Below are 15,645 nucleotides of genomic sequence, written 5' to 3'. Positions count from 1 at the left end.
TCTACGTTCTCCTATGCCGCCGATTCGGGCAGAATGCACCGATTCCTGCGAGTCAAAGGAGCTCATATGCGCATCACCTCGCGCCGAGGTGCGTACCGCGTCCTCACCATGGCAGCGGCACTCGCCTTACCCCTCTCGCTCGTCCCCGCCGCGGCGCAGGCGGACCCGGGACCGAACACGGCGCAGAAGAGGCTGATCGACTCCATCACCGCGCCCGCCGTCAAGAAGCACCTGCAGGCCCTGCAGACGATCGCCAACGCCAACGGCGGCAACCGGGCGGCGGGCACGAGCGGGCACGCGGCCTCGCGCGACTACGTCGTCAGCAAGCTCAAGAAGGCCGGCTACACCGTGACGGTGCAGCCGTTCGACTTCGCCTTCTTCGAGGAGAAGTCGACCGCCCTGCTGGAGCGGACCTCCCCCAACCCGCGGGTCTTCGCCCCGACACCGCCCGACGGCTCCTCCGTCGGCGAGTTCTCCACCATGAGCTACTCCGGCTCCGGTGAGGTGACCGGGACCCTGCAGAACGTCGACCTGGTCCTGCCGCCCGGCCCGACGCCCAGCAGCTCGAGCTCCGGCTGCGAGGCCTCCGACTTCGCCGGCTTCACGCCCGGCAACATCGCCCTGCTCCAGCGCGGCACCTGCAACTTCATCGTCAAGGCGCAGAACGCCCAGGCCGCCGGCGCCACCGCCGCGATCATCTTCAACGAGGGCCAGCCCGGCCGTACCGACACCCTGCTCGGCAACCTCGGCGAGCCCGTGTCGATCCCCGTCCTGGGCGCCAGCTTCGCCGTCGGCCAGGAACTGGCCTCGGCCACCAGCGTGGTGCACCTCAAGACCGACACCATCAGCGAGATCCGCACCACCCACAACGTGATCGCCGACTCCAAGTGGGGCGACCCGAACAAGGTCGTCATGTCCGGCGCCCACCTCGACTCCGTACCGGCCGGGCCGGGCATCAACGACGACGGCTCCGGCAGCGCCGCTACGCTCGCGGTGGCCGAGGCGCTCGGCAAGGTCCCCACCCGCAACAAGCTGCGCTTCGCCTGGTGGAGCGCCGAAGAGCTGGGCCTGCTCGGCTCCACCGAATACGTGGACACCCTGCCGGCCGCCGACCTGGCCAAGATCAAGCTGTACCTCAACTACGACATGATCGGCTCCACCAACTACGCGTTCAAGATCTATGACGGTGACAACAGCGACGCCGTCGGCTCCCCCGCCGGCCCGCCCGGATCCGACGAGATCGAGAAGCTCTTCGAGAAGTACTTCGACACGCTGCGCCAGGGCCACAACGGGACCGACTTCGACGGCCGCTCCGACTACGGACCGTTCATCGCGACCGGCATCCCGGCGGGCGGCCTGTTCACCGGCGCCGAGGGCATCAAGACCGCCGAAGAGGCCGCGCTGTTCGGCGGCACCGCCGGCGAACCGTACGACCCCTGCTACCACCAGGCCTGCGACACCATCGCCAACATCAACGACAAGGCGCTCGCACTGAACACCGGCGCCATCGCCACGGCGACCGTCGTCTACGGCTTCACCTCCGACCTGCCCGGCCCCGACACCCGCGCGGCGGCCACCACCAAGCGCGCCGCCACCAGCGCCGGCGCCGACCTCCAGGGCCGGTCGAAGGGCTGAGCGAACGGGCGCGCCGTCCCCAGGTCGACCGAGGCCGACCTGGGGACGGCGCCTCACGGTGACGGCTCCCCCCAGCGCCTGGGTGGCGTACGCGTTTGACGCCGATCCATGCGGACGAGTCGCGCAGCAGCGCGAGCCCCGCCCCACCATCACTTTCACTTGCCCGACGAAGAAAGGAACGCGACCGGCGAAGGAAAGTTAACGCTAACAACTGAGCGACCACCGTGACGGCGTGCCAACAAAACACGCGTGCGGCTCATCCAACAGGGCATGCAGCGATTCAAACGTGCCGGATCGGCGATGACGGCGAGCGCACTGCTGACCTTGGCCGTGTGCGGCCTCCCGGCATCCGGTGAGGCCACCGCGGTCAGTGCGCAGGGCCCGGCGACCACGAACATCGGCCTCGCGGCGGCCTCCGCCCGCGGAGAAGGGTCGGCGCCGGGGCGCTGCCGTACCGAAGCCCTCTCGGCGCACCTCGGGCGGCAGGATCCGGGGGCGGGAAACGTGTACGCGCCGCTGGTGCTGACCAACACCTCCGCCCAGACCTGCTGGGTGTACGGCTTCGTCGGGCTGGTCATGTTCGACGGCAACGGCGACGCCATGCGTACGCGGGTGCGCAGGGAGAACGTCCGGCCCCAACGGGTGGTGCTGAAGCCGAAGGCCTCCGCCCACGCCCGGCTGCACTGGGTGATGGTGCAGACCGGAGCCGAGAAGCGATGCCCGACCTCGGCCCGCCTGATGATCATCCCTCCGGACGAGGTGGCCCACCTGGAGATCCCGTTCACGGCGATGGCGTGCGACTCCGGGCGGATCGACATCCGGCCGCTCGCCCCGGGCGCGCGCGCCTGACAGCCCGTTCCCGCCCGCACGACGAGGGCAGAGGTCCAGGGTGCGAGCTCCACCGTCGCCCCGCGTCCGTTGGCCGGTGATGTACCACCGCTGGTCGGAGATCACCTTCATCCACTGGCGCTATCCGCCCGCGTGCGTGCAGGCTCTGGTGCCGGGCGGCCTCACGGTGGAGACCTTCGACGGGGCGGCGTGGGTCGGGCTCACGCCCTTTCTCATGCGACGCGTCCGGTTTCCCGGCCTGCCCGCCCTCCCGTGGCTGTCCACCTTCCCCGAGACGAACCTGCGCACGTACGTCCGCGACCCTCGTGGCCGTACCGGGATCTGGTTCCTGTCCTTGGACGCCGGACGCCTGCTCGCGGCCCTCGGTGGCCGCGGCGGCTACGGGCTGCCCTACTTCTGGTCGGACATGTCGGTGGACACCAGGGACGGCCGCACCCGCTACCGCTGCCGCCGGCGCCGGCCGGGCCCGGCCGGCGCGCGGTGCGACGCGGCGGCGGAGCGAGGCGCGCCCCTGGCGGAACGCGAACGCGACGAACTCGCGCACTTCCTGACCGCCCGCTACCGCCTGTTCACCCTCGTCGCCGGTCGGCCGGCCACCGCGCAGGTGGAGCATCCGCCGTGGCCGCTGCACCACTCTCACCTCATCGGCCTGGATCAGGACCTGATCCAGGCGGCGGGGCTACCCATCTGCGCGGAACCTCCCGTCCTGCATGCCTCCCCTGGAGTGCCGGTACGGGTGGGGATGTGGACCTGGTGACCACGGTTTACGCCGCTTGCGCGGCCTCTCCGATTTGCTGCAGGCTGGGGTGGCGGTGCTGGCCGGCCAGCAGATGGCCGATGGCGACGATGCCCACGACGGGCCACTCCACGATCTCCAATATCCCCAGAGAAACCAGGACCGCGTAGAAGACGAGGTGCTGGGGCCCCGGCAGGGGCACCGTACCGACCACGGGCAAGGCGATCCGCCTGCCGTACCCGTTCTTGGTGGGCTCGCTCTTGGTGGGCTCGCTCTTGGTGGGCTCGACGACCATGATGCCCCCTCCTTCGGTCGACGACTCACCTTTCGCCTGCCCTCCGTCAGACCCGGTAACCCGCTCAGCCGGGCAGGGTCTCCCCGCCGATGGGGGCCAGGACCTCGCCCGTGTAGTACGACGAGAGGCGACCGGCCGCGAAGAACACGTACGACGGGGCGATCTCGTCGGGGTCGGCGGCCCGCCGCATCGGGACCTGCCGGCCGAACTGCTCCACCTTCTCCTCCGGCATGGTCGCCGGGATCAGAGGAGTCCAGACGGGGCCCGGAGCCACCGCGTTGACCCTGATGCCGCGCTCCACGAGGCTCTGCGCCATCGAATAGGTGAAAACGTTGATCGCACCCTTGGTGGTGGCGTAGTCGATGAGCGCCTTGTTGCCGCGCAGCCCGTTCACCGATGACGTGTTGATGATCGCCGAGCCCTCGCGCAGGTGCGGCAGCGCCGCTTTGGTGATGCGGAAGTAGCTGTGGATGTTGACGTCGAAGGTGTGCTGCCACTGCTCCTCGGACAGCACTTCCAGCGATTCGACGGGCTGCTGGTAGGCGACGTTGTTCACCACGATGTCCAGGCCGCCGAGGTCCGAGACCGCCCGTTCGACGACGGAGGCGCAGTGGTCGCGGTCGGCGAGGTCGCCCGGGATCAGCACACATCGCCGGTCCTCCGCCTCGACCAGCTTCAGCGTGTGCGCGGCATCCTCGTGCTCGCTCAGGTACGCGATCGCGACGTCGGCGCCCTCCTTGGCGAAGGCCACGGCCACCGCCCGGCCGATCCCGGAGTCGCCTCCGGTGATCAGGGCGCGCTTGCCTGCCAGCAGTCCGCTGCCGGTGTAGTGACGCATCTCGTCACGTGGCTCGGGCTCCATGCGTCCGGTGTGTCCCGGGTATGGCTGTTTCTGTGCGGGTGGCGTACTGTCCGGTCGTTCTGGCATGGCTCGCGCATGCCCGGACTCGCCCGGGATTAACGTCCGTGAGCCCGGCGCCGGTGGTGCTAATGGCCGGACGAGGCAAGGGGGAAGGTGGTACGCCCTTCCCCGGTGCGCGACTCCGCCTGCCAGAAGAGGCGGTGGATCTCCGCGGCGTTGGTCAGCGGATGATGCTGGAACGTTCCGGCCTGGCGGACGTGCTTCCCGCGGGCCGAGATGGCCAGACTGATGGACAGGGGTGCGACGAGGGCGTTGCCGTAGCGCAGCCACTCCTCGGCCTTGTCGGTACGTCCGGCGGCGCGGTAGTCGCGGGCCACTCGCCGGCAGATGTCCGCCGGGATGGTGCCGAAGAAGTAGTCACCGTGACAGGGAACCGGCCCGATGGCGATCTCGGGCAGAACCTGCCGGACCCGCTGCAGGAGCTGATTGCCCTCATGGAGGGCGTTCCGGTTCACCAGCAGGATGCCCAGCTGCAGGTTGGCCCGGGCGTATCGGTCGGCGCAGGGACCCGCGACACAGAGCGCGTCCGCGGCCTCCCACAGCGCCGCGCCGCGAGGGCCGAACCAGTCGCGCATGCGCTCGTGGGTGAGGCTCTTCTTCTCGCCGATGGCGGTCAGCGCCGCGTAGGTGGCCTCTTGCTCCACCGGCTGCGGCAGTTCCAGCAGCGGCTGCGGGCGCGCGGGGAGGGTCTCGGTCGGCTCGCGGGGCCGGCTCTCCACAGCCGGCCAGTTGTCCGGGACGAGGTCGGGCGTGCGGCCGTCCCATTGCTTCATGACCTGGTCGACGAACAGGTCGGCCAGTGAGTCCGGCGAGGAGCCGGGCGCCGGCACGGTCAGGCTCTCCAGCGGGGACACCGGGACCGACACCATCACCGCGCCGCCGTCGGCGCTGTCGCCGTCACGGGTCTTCGGCGGGGGCTGCGCAGGCGGGACGGCGGCGGGACGGCTGGGGCTGGAAGGACCGCCCGGGCCGGGGTGGGAAGGGCTGCCCGGGCCGGGGACGGGTTCGGGCTGATCGCGGGCCTCCGATGTCTCCGGCGCCTCCAGCAGGGCCGAATAGTGCTGGTGCCACGCCATTTTGCTGCCGAGCACGACCTCGGGGTCCAGGCCGGTGTTCTCCACGTACCGCCGGCACGCGGTGAAGAACTCCGCCGCCCACCTCCAGCGGGGCGGGTTCTTGCGCGCGCCGGTCAGGACGTTTTGCACGGCGGTTTTGCTCAGCCGCCGCCCTGACAGTCTGACAATCTCACCATATGACGGATTTCCGGCCTTTTGTCGAAGTGCGACCAGCGCCGCCACGCAACGGGCCGCCGGCGTCGCGGCCGGAGGGATTTCACGCATGGGCGATCTGCACCGCCAATCCTGATCGCCATTGAAGGAGGAAGTGCGGCTCCGATTCTTCCGTATCGGCGCAGAGCCGAATGCCCTACGCGTTTCCCCCGTCAAGCACCGGATCATCTCGGAACGGTCTTAACCTGGGCGTATATCGTGGCGTCGACCTCGCGACTGAGGTGTTCCGGAACGATCCGGAACGATGTGGAACGGCGCGCGAGCCTCAAGAGAGGTCGTGGCCCGAAACGATCCGGAACGATCCCTTTCCGGTCGCCTGTGCCCCATGTGACAGGAAAGGGCTTTCCAATATCAGCTCGTTCCGAATCGGTCTGTTCCGGTCTTCCTGATCGTCACGACGGTGACGGGCGTCGAGCATGGGATGGTGAACATCACCCGTCTCGCCTTACGGCGGTCGCGCGGCCTGTGACGCACCGGCGTCACCGGTCTCGCACGCAGCCCTGACCTGGCCCGTATCGGCCGAAGGTCACGGCAACTGCGACTTGACCGCACCGGGGGCGAGAGATCCCCGCGAATCCTTCGCATGAAGCCGGTTTCCGCAGGTGGGCCTATCGATGCCGAGCAATGAAGAAACTCGGGCATCTGGTAGCTCAACGGTCACTCAAGGTGAGACGCTTCGGACTGTGGCGATTTGGTTGCGAATGTTGGGACTGCGGGGTTAGGTGTGACTCGACAGACTCCGGAACGGCGACCCGGACCTGGAAAGGGGTGGCAACCGGCCACCACTTCTGCGCGACGGTCGGGGTAACCGAAAGGAGATATGTCACGGCTCGCTGCTGGATACCGTCCCATGCATCACAAATGAGGCGGAATGTCCGAAGCGGGCCTTTTCTCGTTATCAGACGAAATCGTCTGACGAAAAGGTTGAAAGGAGAACGATGCCGGAAACGCCCCCCGCATCTGGCTCGGGCCGCGAGCCCGAGCCGGCGAGCCCCGAGACGCCACCACCCTCCACCTGGATCGGGGAGGTGGCGCGGATGGTCCGGGATGTAGTTGACAGTACCCCCCGGACCATCCGCCTGTGCATCGTCATCGCGGTTGCCGCCGCGGCGTGGTTCCTGATCAAGTAACCACTTGATGCACCGGTGATGCAGGCCCCAGGCTAAGTCGCCGCCCGAGACCAGATGCCCGGTTTAGCAAGATCGCGGGCTTCCTGTCCACAAAAGTGGCGACTTGTCCTGGGGCCTTTGCGTGCCGTTCACCCATGGCGTACGAGAGAAAGATCCTTGCCCCCGCCGCCAACGGACAAACATTCCGCCGTGATCGCACAGCGTACGATGCGCCGTCGCCGGTCCCCAACCCTCCCCGGCAATTTGCTGAAATTCGCAAATGCACATGCATCTGAGATGTGCAGGACGGTGATCGGCGTCCGAGAGCTTCGGCGCACACCGATGCGAACGGGGAGCGATCAGCCAGGCAGCCGACATCCCACGGCATCACCGTCGTGCCCTTGCCCGCCCCGCTCGCCGGCGTGCGCCCGTCGTGACTGAAGGCCGGCTGGTAGACCGGCCCCTTGTGACCGCTGAGCGGGGAGCGGGGAGCGGGGAGCGGGGAGCGGCCCCAGGGCATGCCCGCCGTTCGCGACCACCAGGGCCCGCACTCCCGGGATGCGCCCGCCGTTCACGACCACCAGGGGCCGGACCCCCGGGATGCGCCCGCCGTTCGCAGCCGGCAGGGACCGGACTCCCGGTCCGGCCGGCAATCAGGGCGGTCCAGCGGCGGGCTCAGCCGCCCGGGAGTTCCGGAGGCTTGCGGCCGTCCCGCAACGCCGACTCGATCTGCCTGGCCAGGGCGAGCGTCTGTGCCGGGCTCAGCGCTCTCAGGCCGGTGGCGGTCACCTGCACCTCGGGCCCGTCCTTGCGCTGCTTCACGGTGATCTTCACGTCGGTCCTGCGGTACCGCAGCCAGGCGATCACCATGCTCGCCACGGCCGCCACCACCTCCGGCGCGTCGGCCAGCACCTGCACCGCCTCGGCCACCGGCCCCAGCGCCCCGCCGGGCGGCGGCTTCTCGACCAGCCGGAGCGCGGCGCGCAGCTCGGGCTCCCGGCGCAACCAGGCGTACAGGTCCCGCACCTCGTCCTGCGAGTCCGGCGAGCCAGTTGAGTCGGTTGAGTCCGCCACCAGCAGCGCGCCCCAGTCACCGCTGTCAGGTCGTTGCGCCATCATGGCCCCTTCCAGGCTCGCGTGCGCGGCCCCCGCACCACGACCGGTATCCGGATATCGCCCCGCCCGGCCGCATCGCTACGGCCGGACGGGGGCGCATGACGGTCCAGCACGCGGCCTCACTTGCGATCCCGCACACTGTGCACCGTTATAACCTCGCTCGTCAAGCCTCCGCCTTCGAGGAGAGATTGGCTGTTGACCGCCCGCTTCACGGTGGCGTATAGGTTATAACCATCCCCCCGACAAGGCAGGACTGCGATGAATGAATCCGTGCCTGAGCTCCGCCCGACCATGACGTCTTCCCGGCGTGCGTTCGGCATGCTCGCCATCGGCGGCCTGGCCGCCGCCCTGATCCCACCCGCTCCCGCCGCGGCCCAGGTCGCGCTGGACGTGCCCTGGGGCGGTCCGCTCGCTCCCGACCTGCCGCTGGCCAAGGCCTATGACACCGCGGCCAGGGCCCTGGCGGAGGTGGACGACAATCCGGTCATCCGCTGGCAGTACCGGGTGTGGTGCCAGACCGGCTACCGCAGCCCGAGGGACGCGGGCACCGGCCAGCCCGTCGACCGGCCCGTCGATCCGGCCAAGGACCTCGTCTCCCCGACGGGCTTCCTGTACTCGGAGTACTCCAAGCCGATGCCCGCCGGCGGAGTGCAGTTCATGGACAACGCCTGGTATTTCGGCACCGACCACACCGGCCTGGTGATCGTCCGCACCCCGGACGGGCTGATCATGCTCGACGCCCTCACCACTCCGCAGGACATGCAGAGCCAGTTCCTCGACCAGGCCGCCGCCGCCGGCCTCGACCCCAGGGACATCCGCTACGTCTTCCTCGGCCACCGCCACGGCGACCACATCGGCGGCGCGAACCTGCTCCGCGACAACCACGCGCGCCGGGCCAAGTTCGTCATGGGGCGGCCGGATGCCGACGCCGTCGCGAAGGACCTGGCCGAGCTGCGGGCGCACCGCCACGAGTACACCGAGGAGGAGTACCGGGCCCGCCTGGCGCGCCTCCCCAGCCGGATCGACATCACGGTCGAGGCCACTCCCGGTCACACCGTCGGGATGAGACGCATCCGGATCGGCCGGCGCACGGAGGCCGTCGCCATCCTCGCCCCCGGCCACACCGAAGGGCAGATGCACGTCATCGTCCCCGTCGTCCACCAGGGCGAGACCCACAAGCTCCTGGTCTGGAGCGGCAACGACAACGCCGACGTCGCCGCCCAGTACGCCGTCTCCGCCGACTACGTCCAGGGCCTGGCCGGTCTGGAGGGCGCGGACACCTTCATCAACACCCACGCCTACCAGGGCGGCATCTTCAGCCACCTACGCGCCCTCAAGGCGAACCCCGCGGCGCCCAACCCGATGATCATGGGTAAGTCCGGGGTCCAGCGGCACGTCGAGATCTTCGGCCACGCTCACCGCGCGCTCGCGCAGCGGTTGATCGACGGCACGTGGAAGCGGATGTAGCCGAGTGTCGGCTCGGCCACCCGCCCGCGAGCGAGGTGGCCGAGCCTGCGTGTCAGAGTCGGCCACCCGCCCGCGGAGCGCCGGCGTGTCAGGCTTGCGCGCCTCGGTCGATGCCGAGCGTGGCGATGAGATCTTCGTGGAGCTCGAACCAGACCCGATGGCAGGAGTCGACGTCGGTGCGGTCGACCCAGGCGCCCTCCCCGGCTCGGGCGCGCGCCAGGGCCGCGGTGAATCGGGTGTCGTATCCGCGGAACCGGCTCAGGACGCTCCCGAGCCGGCCCGCGAGTGGCGCGAGTGCGCGGTCGATGCCGCCGAGCTCGTAGAGGATCCGGGCGTCCCAGGCGAAATCGGAGTGATCGTTGGGGGCGAGCCGGTCGCCGTCGGTGGGCCGGAGCTGCCAGTCGGTGCAGGCCCGCAGCAGGAGGGCGTTCAGCGGGAGGAACTCGCGGTAGACGTCATGGACCTCGTCGGCGCCGCCGACGCCGGCGAGCTCGGCCGCGAGCTGGCGCTCGTTCTCGGCCCGGCCGGCTTCCGTCAATGACCAGCCCCCGGAGCCGGCGAAGGCGGTGTGCTGAACCCAGCCACGCGCCTCGGCGTCGTACAGCATCTCTTTCGTCTCGGCCGCGTCGAGCCCGTACCGGCGAGCGATCACCGGGGTGTCCGCGTACCCGGTGATACGCACGGAGTGCAGGGCCAGGAGGCCGAGCGAGGAGTCCCGCGTCACGAGCCGTCCTCCTGCCGGGCCGTCAGGCGGTTGTAGTGCTGCTGGCACGCCTGTGGCGAGTTGAACCCCATCGCGTGCGCCATCTGCGCCCAGGTCAGCCCCGCGCTCCGGGCCATGAACAGCAGGCCGGACTCGAGTCCGTCGACCTCGGCGCGCGCGGCGGGCAGGAGGGCGAGCGCGCTGAGCACGTCCTCCGGGCCCAGGTCGGCGTGCCGCCAGACGGCGAACTGCACGAGGTCGACCGCCGACGGCGGGGCGGGCGGGGGCCGCCACGGGCGGGCGTCGAGCGCGTCCGCGCCCAAGCTCAGAAGACGCTCACTCGCGTCCTGCTCACGTCGGGCCTGGACGTGGTCGGCGTCCCCGGTGTGAACGATGTCGTCCTTGCGTGCCATGCGACTGATGATGCAGAATCAACGAAACGTTGTCAATAATTCGTTGAAGGGTGGGACGGGTGATCGTACCCTTGGTGGAGGCTGTCTCCGGCACGTGCGGGGGCAAGGCCGGCGCGCTCGGCGCGTTGCTCCGCGCGGGTCTGCCGGTTCCTGACGGCTTCGTCGTCTCGTACGACGCTTACCTCTCCGCCGTCCGCGACCTGGACCTCGGCGGGCCGGGCGATCCCGACGCGATGCGGCCGGCGATCGAGGCCCGCCCGGTCCACGCCTCCGTGATCGACGCGCTGGGACGCGCGCTCGACGGGCTCGGCGATCCGCCCGTGGCGGTGAGGTCGTCGGCGGCGAACGAGGACACCGGCCAGGCCTCGGCGGCCGGCCAGCACGAGAGCTTCCTCGCCGTGCGCGGGGCCGGCGAGGTCGCCGATGCCGTACGTGCCTGCTGGGCCTCGCTCTTCTCGCCACGAGCCATCGACTACCGGCGCGACGACCGCCGCGACGACCGGCCGTCGGACGATCTGGCGATGGCCGTCATCGTCCAGCGCCATCTGGATGCCGAGGTGTCCGGGGTCATGTTCACCCCCGCGGACCCGCACGGCGCGACCGAGATCGAGGCGTCCTGGGGCCTCGGCCCCAGCGTTGTCGGGGGCACGGTCACCCCCGACGCCTACCGCGTCGCCGAGGACGGGTCGGTCACCCGTGCCATCGCCGACAAACGGACCCGCCTTGACCGGCGCGGCCGGCAGCTCGTCGTCAGCGACGTGCCCGCCCCGGCCCGGGACCGGCCGGCGATCGACGACGCGACCGCCACGCGACTCGCCCGGCTGGGCAAAGAGATCGCCGCCCTACGCGGTGGACCGCAGGACATCGAGTGGGCGATCGCCGACGGCCGCATCTGGGTCCTGCAGGCACGGCCGGTCACCGCCGCTCCCCCACCGCCTTCCGGCACCTCGGACACCCCGGCCGGCGCCCTCACCGGAACGCCGGGCAGCCGCGGGACCGTGACCGGCACCGCGAGGATCGTCCGGGGTCCCGGCGACTTCGCGCGCGTCCACCCGGGCGACATCCTCGTCTGCCCCTTCACCGACCCGGCGTGGACGCCGCTGCTACGCATCGCCGCCGGCGTCGTCACCGAGACCGGAGGCGTGCTCTCGCACGCCGCGATCGTCGCCCGCGAGCTCGGCATCCCCGCCGTCCTCGGCGTCCCGGACGCGACGGGCAGGCTCCACGACGGCACCGTCATCACCATCGACGGCAGCACCGGCGCCGTCACGGCGACGGAGGCGTGACCGTTCACCTCATCGAAGGGAGACGGGGAAACGGGCCCGTACGGGCACCGCGCCCTCACCGCTCATGGCAACGCGACACCTCTACCTGGCACGCCACGGCGCGGCCGACGCGTTCGGGAAGCTCACCGACGTCGGGCACCGGCAGGCGAGCCTGCTGGGCGAACGGCTCGCCGGCATCCCGGTCGACGCCGTGTGGCACTCCCCGCTGCCGCGCGCCACGGCGAGCGCGCACGAACTCGCCCGGCATCTGCCGGACGTCCCCGTGGCCGAGGCCGCCGAGCTCATCGACCACGTGCCCTACGTTCCCAGCGCGGCCGAAACACCCCGGTCCTGGGCGGGCTTCTTCGACGGCTACGACGAGGCCGAGGCGGCCTCCGGCCACAGGCTCGCCGAGGCCCTGGTCGCCCGGTTCGCGAAGGTCCTCGACCACGGGCCCCGGCCCGACACCCACGAGGTCCTGGTGACGCACGCCTACCCGATCGCGTGGCTGGTCCGGCACGCGCTGGACGCGCCGCCGTCCCGGTGGCTCGGGCTGAACAGCGCCAACACCGCGCTGACGGTCATCGAGTACCGCGACGGCCTGCCGCCCACGATCGTGATGTTCAACGACATGAGCCACCTCCCGCGCGGCCTGCGCTGGACCGGGTTCCCCGACAGCGTGCGACCGTAACGGTCACGCCGCGAGGTCTGGCGACGGGAGGCGCGGGCCTCGGCGGGCGCGCTTTTCAGGATTCCTGTCCCGTTCGGGAGGAATTCCAGTCAGGGCCCCGGGCTCACGTCGCGGGCAGGTTGACGGTCATCCACATGGGCCGGTGATCGGAGGACGCCACCGGAGATCCCGGCACGCCGCAGGTGTGCGCGATGCCCGGCTGGGTGAACAGGTAGTCCAGCTTCACGGTCGCGTCGTTGTCGTGTGGGGTGGTCGTGTAGTACGTCCCGGGACCGGTACGCGGGGAGGACTGGTCGGCCTGCGCGCACTCGACGAACGCGTTGTAGAGAGGCGTGAGACCGCCGGAGGCGGCGCTTCCGGGCGGTGCCCTGTTGAGGTCCCCGCCGAAGATCACCCGGAATCGGGACGGCCAGACGAACTCCTGGTAGGCCGTGACCTGCTGGGCGCGGAAGCTGCCGGTGGGATCCTCGCCGCCGTTGCTGAAGTGCGCGTTGCAGAGCTTCACCTGCCAGGACTCCACGGTGGCGCACACGGCCACCCGCCATTCGGTGCCCTCGACGGAGGGCAGGTAGGTGATTCCGTACCAGCTGTTCTCCTCGGGCACGGCGATCGCGATGCCGTAGTCGCCACGGCCGCGGACGCACTGCTTGTCGGGCGCGGCCGCCGGGTCGGCGCCCCGCTTGATCTTGATGGGCGCGAAGCGCACGTCCCATCCGCTGCCGTAGTGCTCCTCGAGCTCGCGTTCGAGCGGCTTGGCGAAGGAGCTGCAGAACTCCTGGATGATGGCCGCGTCCATGGGGGCGCCGTGACCGAGCATGTGCCATCTGACGGCCGCGATCAGCCCGTCCGGGTCCTCGTAGTACTGGCAGTCGCCGTTGTTGCCGCACACGTTCCACGTCATGATCTTGATGGTCCGCGCCGGGACGGCGGCCTGCGCGGGCACGCCGCCTGCCGCCATGAGTCCGGCCGTGAGCGCCAGTGCCGCCATGACGGCGCCGAACAGGCGTGAACGCGTCATCGAGAGTCCTTCCGCTGTTGCGTGATCCGTGATGACGGTACAGATGCGTCAACGAGCCGGCCGGTTCTTGATCTCGCTCTCGGCGAACGCGCCGGTGGCCGCCGGGCTTGACCCTGACATCGTGTGAGGCGGAACGGTATGGCTATGTCTGTCACCTATATCGGCTCCGGGCCGTACTGCTACTCCAACTCCCTCGCGATGCTCCTCGGTGACGAGGCGCCGCCTCCGGCCGTGATCGAGGTCCTGACGGGCTCCCCCTACGGAATGGAGCTGATCGGCGGGCGCCTTCCGCTGTTCGACCCGTTCGGCTGGGATCCCGAGACCGGGCTCGACGACGCGATCGGCCTGCTCGGCTGGGAGTGCGAGCGCGTGGACGGGGGAACGGCCGCGGCGGCGCTCGACCGGCTGCGCCGGGCCTGCCAGGACGGCCCGGTGCTGGCCGGGCCGCTCGAGCTCGGTCTGCTGTCGTTCCAGCCGGGGTCGGGCAAGGCGATCGGCGCCGACCACTACGTGGTGGTGCTGGAGGTGGACGGCGACACCGTGCTCATGCACGACCCGGAGGGCTACCCGTACGCCACGCTGCACGCCGACGCCTTCGCCGAGGCGTGGCGCGGGGAGCTGATCACCTACCTGAACCGGCCGTTCCGGATGCGGTACGGGTTCACCCGGCGGGAGGTGGTCACCCCGGAGGAGGCGCTGCGCCGCTCGCTGCCCGCCGGGGCGGCCTGGCTGGCCGGCCGGACGGACGTGGAGGTCCCGCCCGGCACGCTGGGGCAGGCGGAAGCCGCCGAACGCACCGCCCGGCTGGTCGAGGAAGGGCTGGATCCCGAGATCAGGCAGTTGTGGCAGGCGTTCGCGGTACGGGTGGGCGCTCGGCGCCTCGACGACCTCGCCGCCTGCCTGTCATCCCTCGGCCTCGACGCGGCCGCGGCCGTCGCCGGGGAGCAGGCCCGCATCGTCGGAGGGCTGCAGGGTCCGGTCGTGTCGGGCGACGACGTGGCGCTCGCGGCCGGCCTGCGCCGCTTGGCTCCCACGTACGAGCGGCTGCGCGCCGCCCTGATCGCCGGCGAGGGGGCGTCCCCGGGAACGCCCTCCTGAACTACTGCTGCGGTCCCGTCATCCACGACCGGAGCTTGTCGGGGTTGCGTACCGCCCAGATGCGCTTGATCCGGTCGTCCGCGATGTCGAACGCCATCACCGCCATGATGGCGCCGTCCTGCAGGGCGATCAGGCCGGGCCGGCCGTTGACCGTGCGCTCCAGGATCGTCAGGTTGCGGAGCCTGCCGGTGAAATGGACCAGCGGGCGTACGATCTGCTCCGCGCCTTGGACCGGGTGCAGCACGGCGCTGACGATGCCGCCGCCGTCGGCGATGGCCGTGGCGTCGGGGTCGAGGAGGTCGATGAGCGCTTTGATGTCCTTGGCCTCCCACGCCTGCTTGAAGTTCCTGACGATGCCGGCCTGCCGGGACGCCGGCGTCGCGGGAGCCTGCGAGGCGCCGATGCGGCGGCGGGCCGAGGAGGCGAGCTGGCGGCAGGCCGCCGGGGTACGGCCGACGATCTCGGCCACTTCGGCGAAGGAGTAGCGGAAGACGTCGTGCAGGATGAACGCGACGCGCTCGGCCGGGGTCATCGACTCCAGCACGACCAGGAAGGCCATGTTGACCGACTCGTCGAGGGTGACGCGGTCGGCCGGGTCGACGGTGATGCCGTCCGATCGCCCGGTGATCCACTCCGTGGGTTCGGGTAGCGGCTCGGGGATCCATTCGCCCACGTAGGTCTCGCGCCGGACCCGTGCCGAGGAGAGCACGTTGAGGCAGACGCGGCTGGCGACCTTGGTCAACCAGGCACCGGGAACCGCGATGGCGTCCTGCTCCTGGCGGGACATGGCGTACCAGCGGGCGTAGGTCTCCTGGACGACATCCTCGGCATCGGCCAGAGAGCCGAGCAGCCGGTACGCCAGATTGATCAGCTGGCGCCGCTCGCTCATGATCGCGCTCAGGCCCGGGTCGAGCCGGCCGCCTCCTGGCTCGGACTGGATGGTCATGGTGTCGCCGGCTCCCTCGGTCGCGTTCCGCTCTCACCAGTCCGACAAGACAGCGCGGTGAACTGTGAGGTTGGCGCGTCGCCTCACATTCCG

15 protein-coding genes are annotated in these 15,645 nt (G+C 70.4%); 7 read left to right on the top strand and 8 right to left on the bottom strand.

Annotation, left to right across the window (positions count from 1 at the left end; all coding sequences use genetic code 11):
* The first annotated feature begins 66 nt into the window (after positions 1 to 66).
* The 3 genes from ABZX61_RS24570 (at position 67) to ABZX61_RS24560 (ending at position 3,241) form a co-directional block, all read left to right on the top strand.
* Entirely contained in the window at positions 67 to 1,635 is a 1,569-nt protein-coding gene (locus ABZX61_RS24570) for a M28 family metallopeptidase (RefSeq protein WP_355197922.1), read from the top strand.
* A gap of 270 nt (positions 1,636 to 1,905) precedes the next feature.
* Positions 1,906 to 2,484, top strand: a complete 579-nt coding sequence (locus ABZX61_RS24565; RefSeq protein ID WP_355197920.1) for a DUF4232 domain-containing protein — start codon at positions 1,906 to 1,908, stop codon at positions 2,482 to 2,484.
* 79 nt (positions 2,485 to 2,563) lie between these two features.
* Positions 2,564 to 3,241, top strand: a complete 678-nt coding sequence (locus tag ABZX61_RS24560) for a DUF2071 domain-containing protein (protein ID WP_355198570.1) — start codon at positions 2,564 to 2,566, stop codon at positions 3,239 to 3,241.
* A gap of 7 nt (positions 3,242 to 3,248) precedes the next feature.
* Here the strand turns inward: ABZX61_RS24560 and ABZX61_RS24555 are convergent, their stop codons facing one another.
* From ABZX61_RS24555 to ABZX61_RS24540, 4 genes are all read right to left on the bottom strand, one after another.
* The gene (locus ABZX61_RS24555; RefSeq protein WP_355197918.1) at positions 3,249 to 3,515 is read right to left on the bottom strand and encodes a hypothetical protein; all 267 of its coding nucleotides are present in this window, start codon (positions 3,513 to 3,515) and stop codon (positions 3,249 to 3,251) included.
* Positions 3,516 to 3,579: 64 nt separating this feature from the next.
* The gene (locus ABZX61_RS24550; protein WP_350739519.1) at positions 3,580 to 4,443 is read right to left on the bottom strand and encodes an SDR family oxidoreductase; all 864 of its coding nucleotides are present in this window, start codon (positions 4,441 to 4,443) and stop codon (positions 3,580 to 3,582) included.
* A gap of 59 nt (positions 4,444 to 4,502) precedes the next feature.
* Positions 4,503 to 5,642, bottom strand: coding sequence for a hypothetical protein (locus tag ABZX61_RS24545; protein WP_355197916.1), 1,140 nt, complete (start codon positions 5,640 to 5,642; stop codon positions 4,503 to 4,505).
* A gap of 1,868 nt (positions 5,643 to 7,510) precedes the next feature.
* Entirely contained in the window at positions 7,511 to 7,954 is a 444-nt protein-coding gene (locus ABZX61_RS24540) for a hypothetical protein (RefSeq protein WP_355197915.1), read from the bottom strand.
* A 267-nt stretch (positions 7,955 to 8,221) separates the two neighbouring features.
* On the opposite strand from ABZX61_RS24540, the gene ABZX61_RS24535 reads away from it, so the two are divergent.
* A complete protein-coding gene (locus tag ABZX61_RS24535; protein ID WP_355197913.1) occupies positions 8,222 to 9,418 on the top strand; it encodes an MBL fold metallo-hydrolase in 1,197 nt (398 codons plus the stop codon).
* Between the two features lie 88 nt (positions 9,419 to 9,506).
* On the opposite strand, the gene ABZX61_RS24530 is transcribed toward ABZX61_RS24535, so the two are convergent.
* Positions 9,507 to 10,142 (bottom strand): transcriptional regulator, encoded by a 636-nt coding sequence (locus tag ABZX61_RS24530; protein ID WP_355197911.1) that lies wholly within the window; start codon positions 10,140 to 10,142, stop codon positions 9,507 to 9,509.
* Positions 10,139 to 10,534, bottom strand: coding sequence for a DNA-binding protein (locus ABZX61_RS24525; RefSeq protein WP_355197909.1), 396 nt, complete (start codon positions 10,532 to 10,534; stop codon positions 10,139 to 10,141). The genes ABZX61_RS24530 and ABZX61_RS24525 overlap by 4 nt, the downstream gene beginning before the upstream one ends.
* A 59-nt stretch (positions 10,535 to 10,593) precedes the next feature.
* On the opposite strand from ABZX61_RS24525, the gene ABZX61_RS24520 reads away from it, so the two are divergent.
* Together ABZX61_RS24520 and ABZX61_RS24515 are read left to right on the top strand one after the other, a co-directional pair.
* On the top strand, positions 10,594 to 11,820 hold the full coding sequence (locus tag ABZX61_RS24520; RefSeq protein WP_355197907.1) for a PEP/pyruvate-binding domain-containing protein: 1,227 nt from the start codon (positions 10,594 to 10,596) through the stop codon (positions 11,818 to 11,820).
* A 64-nt stretch (positions 11,821 to 11,884) separates the two neighbouring features.
* Positions 11,885 to 12,490: a histidine phosphatase family protein gene (locus tag ABZX61_RS24515; protein WP_355197905.1), complete on the top strand. Its 606-nt coding sequence runs from the start codon at positions 11,885 to 11,887 to the stop codon at positions 12,488 to 12,490.
* Between the two features lie 103 nt (positions 12,491 to 12,593).
* On the opposite strand, the gene ABZX61_RS24510 is transcribed toward ABZX61_RS24515, so the two are convergent.
* Positions 12,594 to 13,508 carry an endonuclease/exonuclease/phosphatase family protein gene (locus ABZX61_RS24510; protein WP_355197903.1) on the bottom strand — a complete coding sequence of 305 codons (915 nt, stop codon included), beginning with the start codon at positions 13,506 to 13,508 and terminating at the stop codon, positions 12,594 to 12,596.
* A gap of 144 nt (positions 13,509 to 13,652) precedes the next feature.
* On the opposite strand from ABZX61_RS24510, the gene ABZX61_RS24505 reads away from it, so the two are divergent.
* The gene (locus tag ABZX61_RS24505) at positions 13,653 to 14,606 is read left to right on the top strand and encodes a hypothetical protein (protein WP_355197901.1); all 954 of its coding nucleotides are present in this window, start codon (positions 13,653 to 13,655) and stop codon (positions 14,604 to 14,606) included.
* A 1-nt stretch (position 14,607) separates the two neighbouring features.
* Here ABZX61_RS24505 and sigJ read toward each other — a convergent pair whose 3' ends face one another.
* Entirely contained in the window at positions 14,608 to 15,552 is a 945-nt protein-coding gene (gene sigJ / locus ABZX61_RS24500; RefSeq protein WP_355197899.1) for an RNA polymerase sigma factor SigJ, read from the bottom strand.
* Positions 15,553 to 15,645 lie beyond the last annotated feature (93 nt).

Origin of the sequence: Nonomuraea sp. NPDC003709, assembly GCF_040610775.1 — a bacterium.
In the GTDB taxonomy this organism is placed as follows: Bacteria; Actinomycetota; Actinomycetes; order Streptosporangiales; family Streptosporangiaceae; genus Nonomuraea; species Nonomuraea angiospora_A.
Note: the sequence above shows the minus strand (reverse complement) of the source record. Positions and strands in the feature narration are given on the sequence as shown.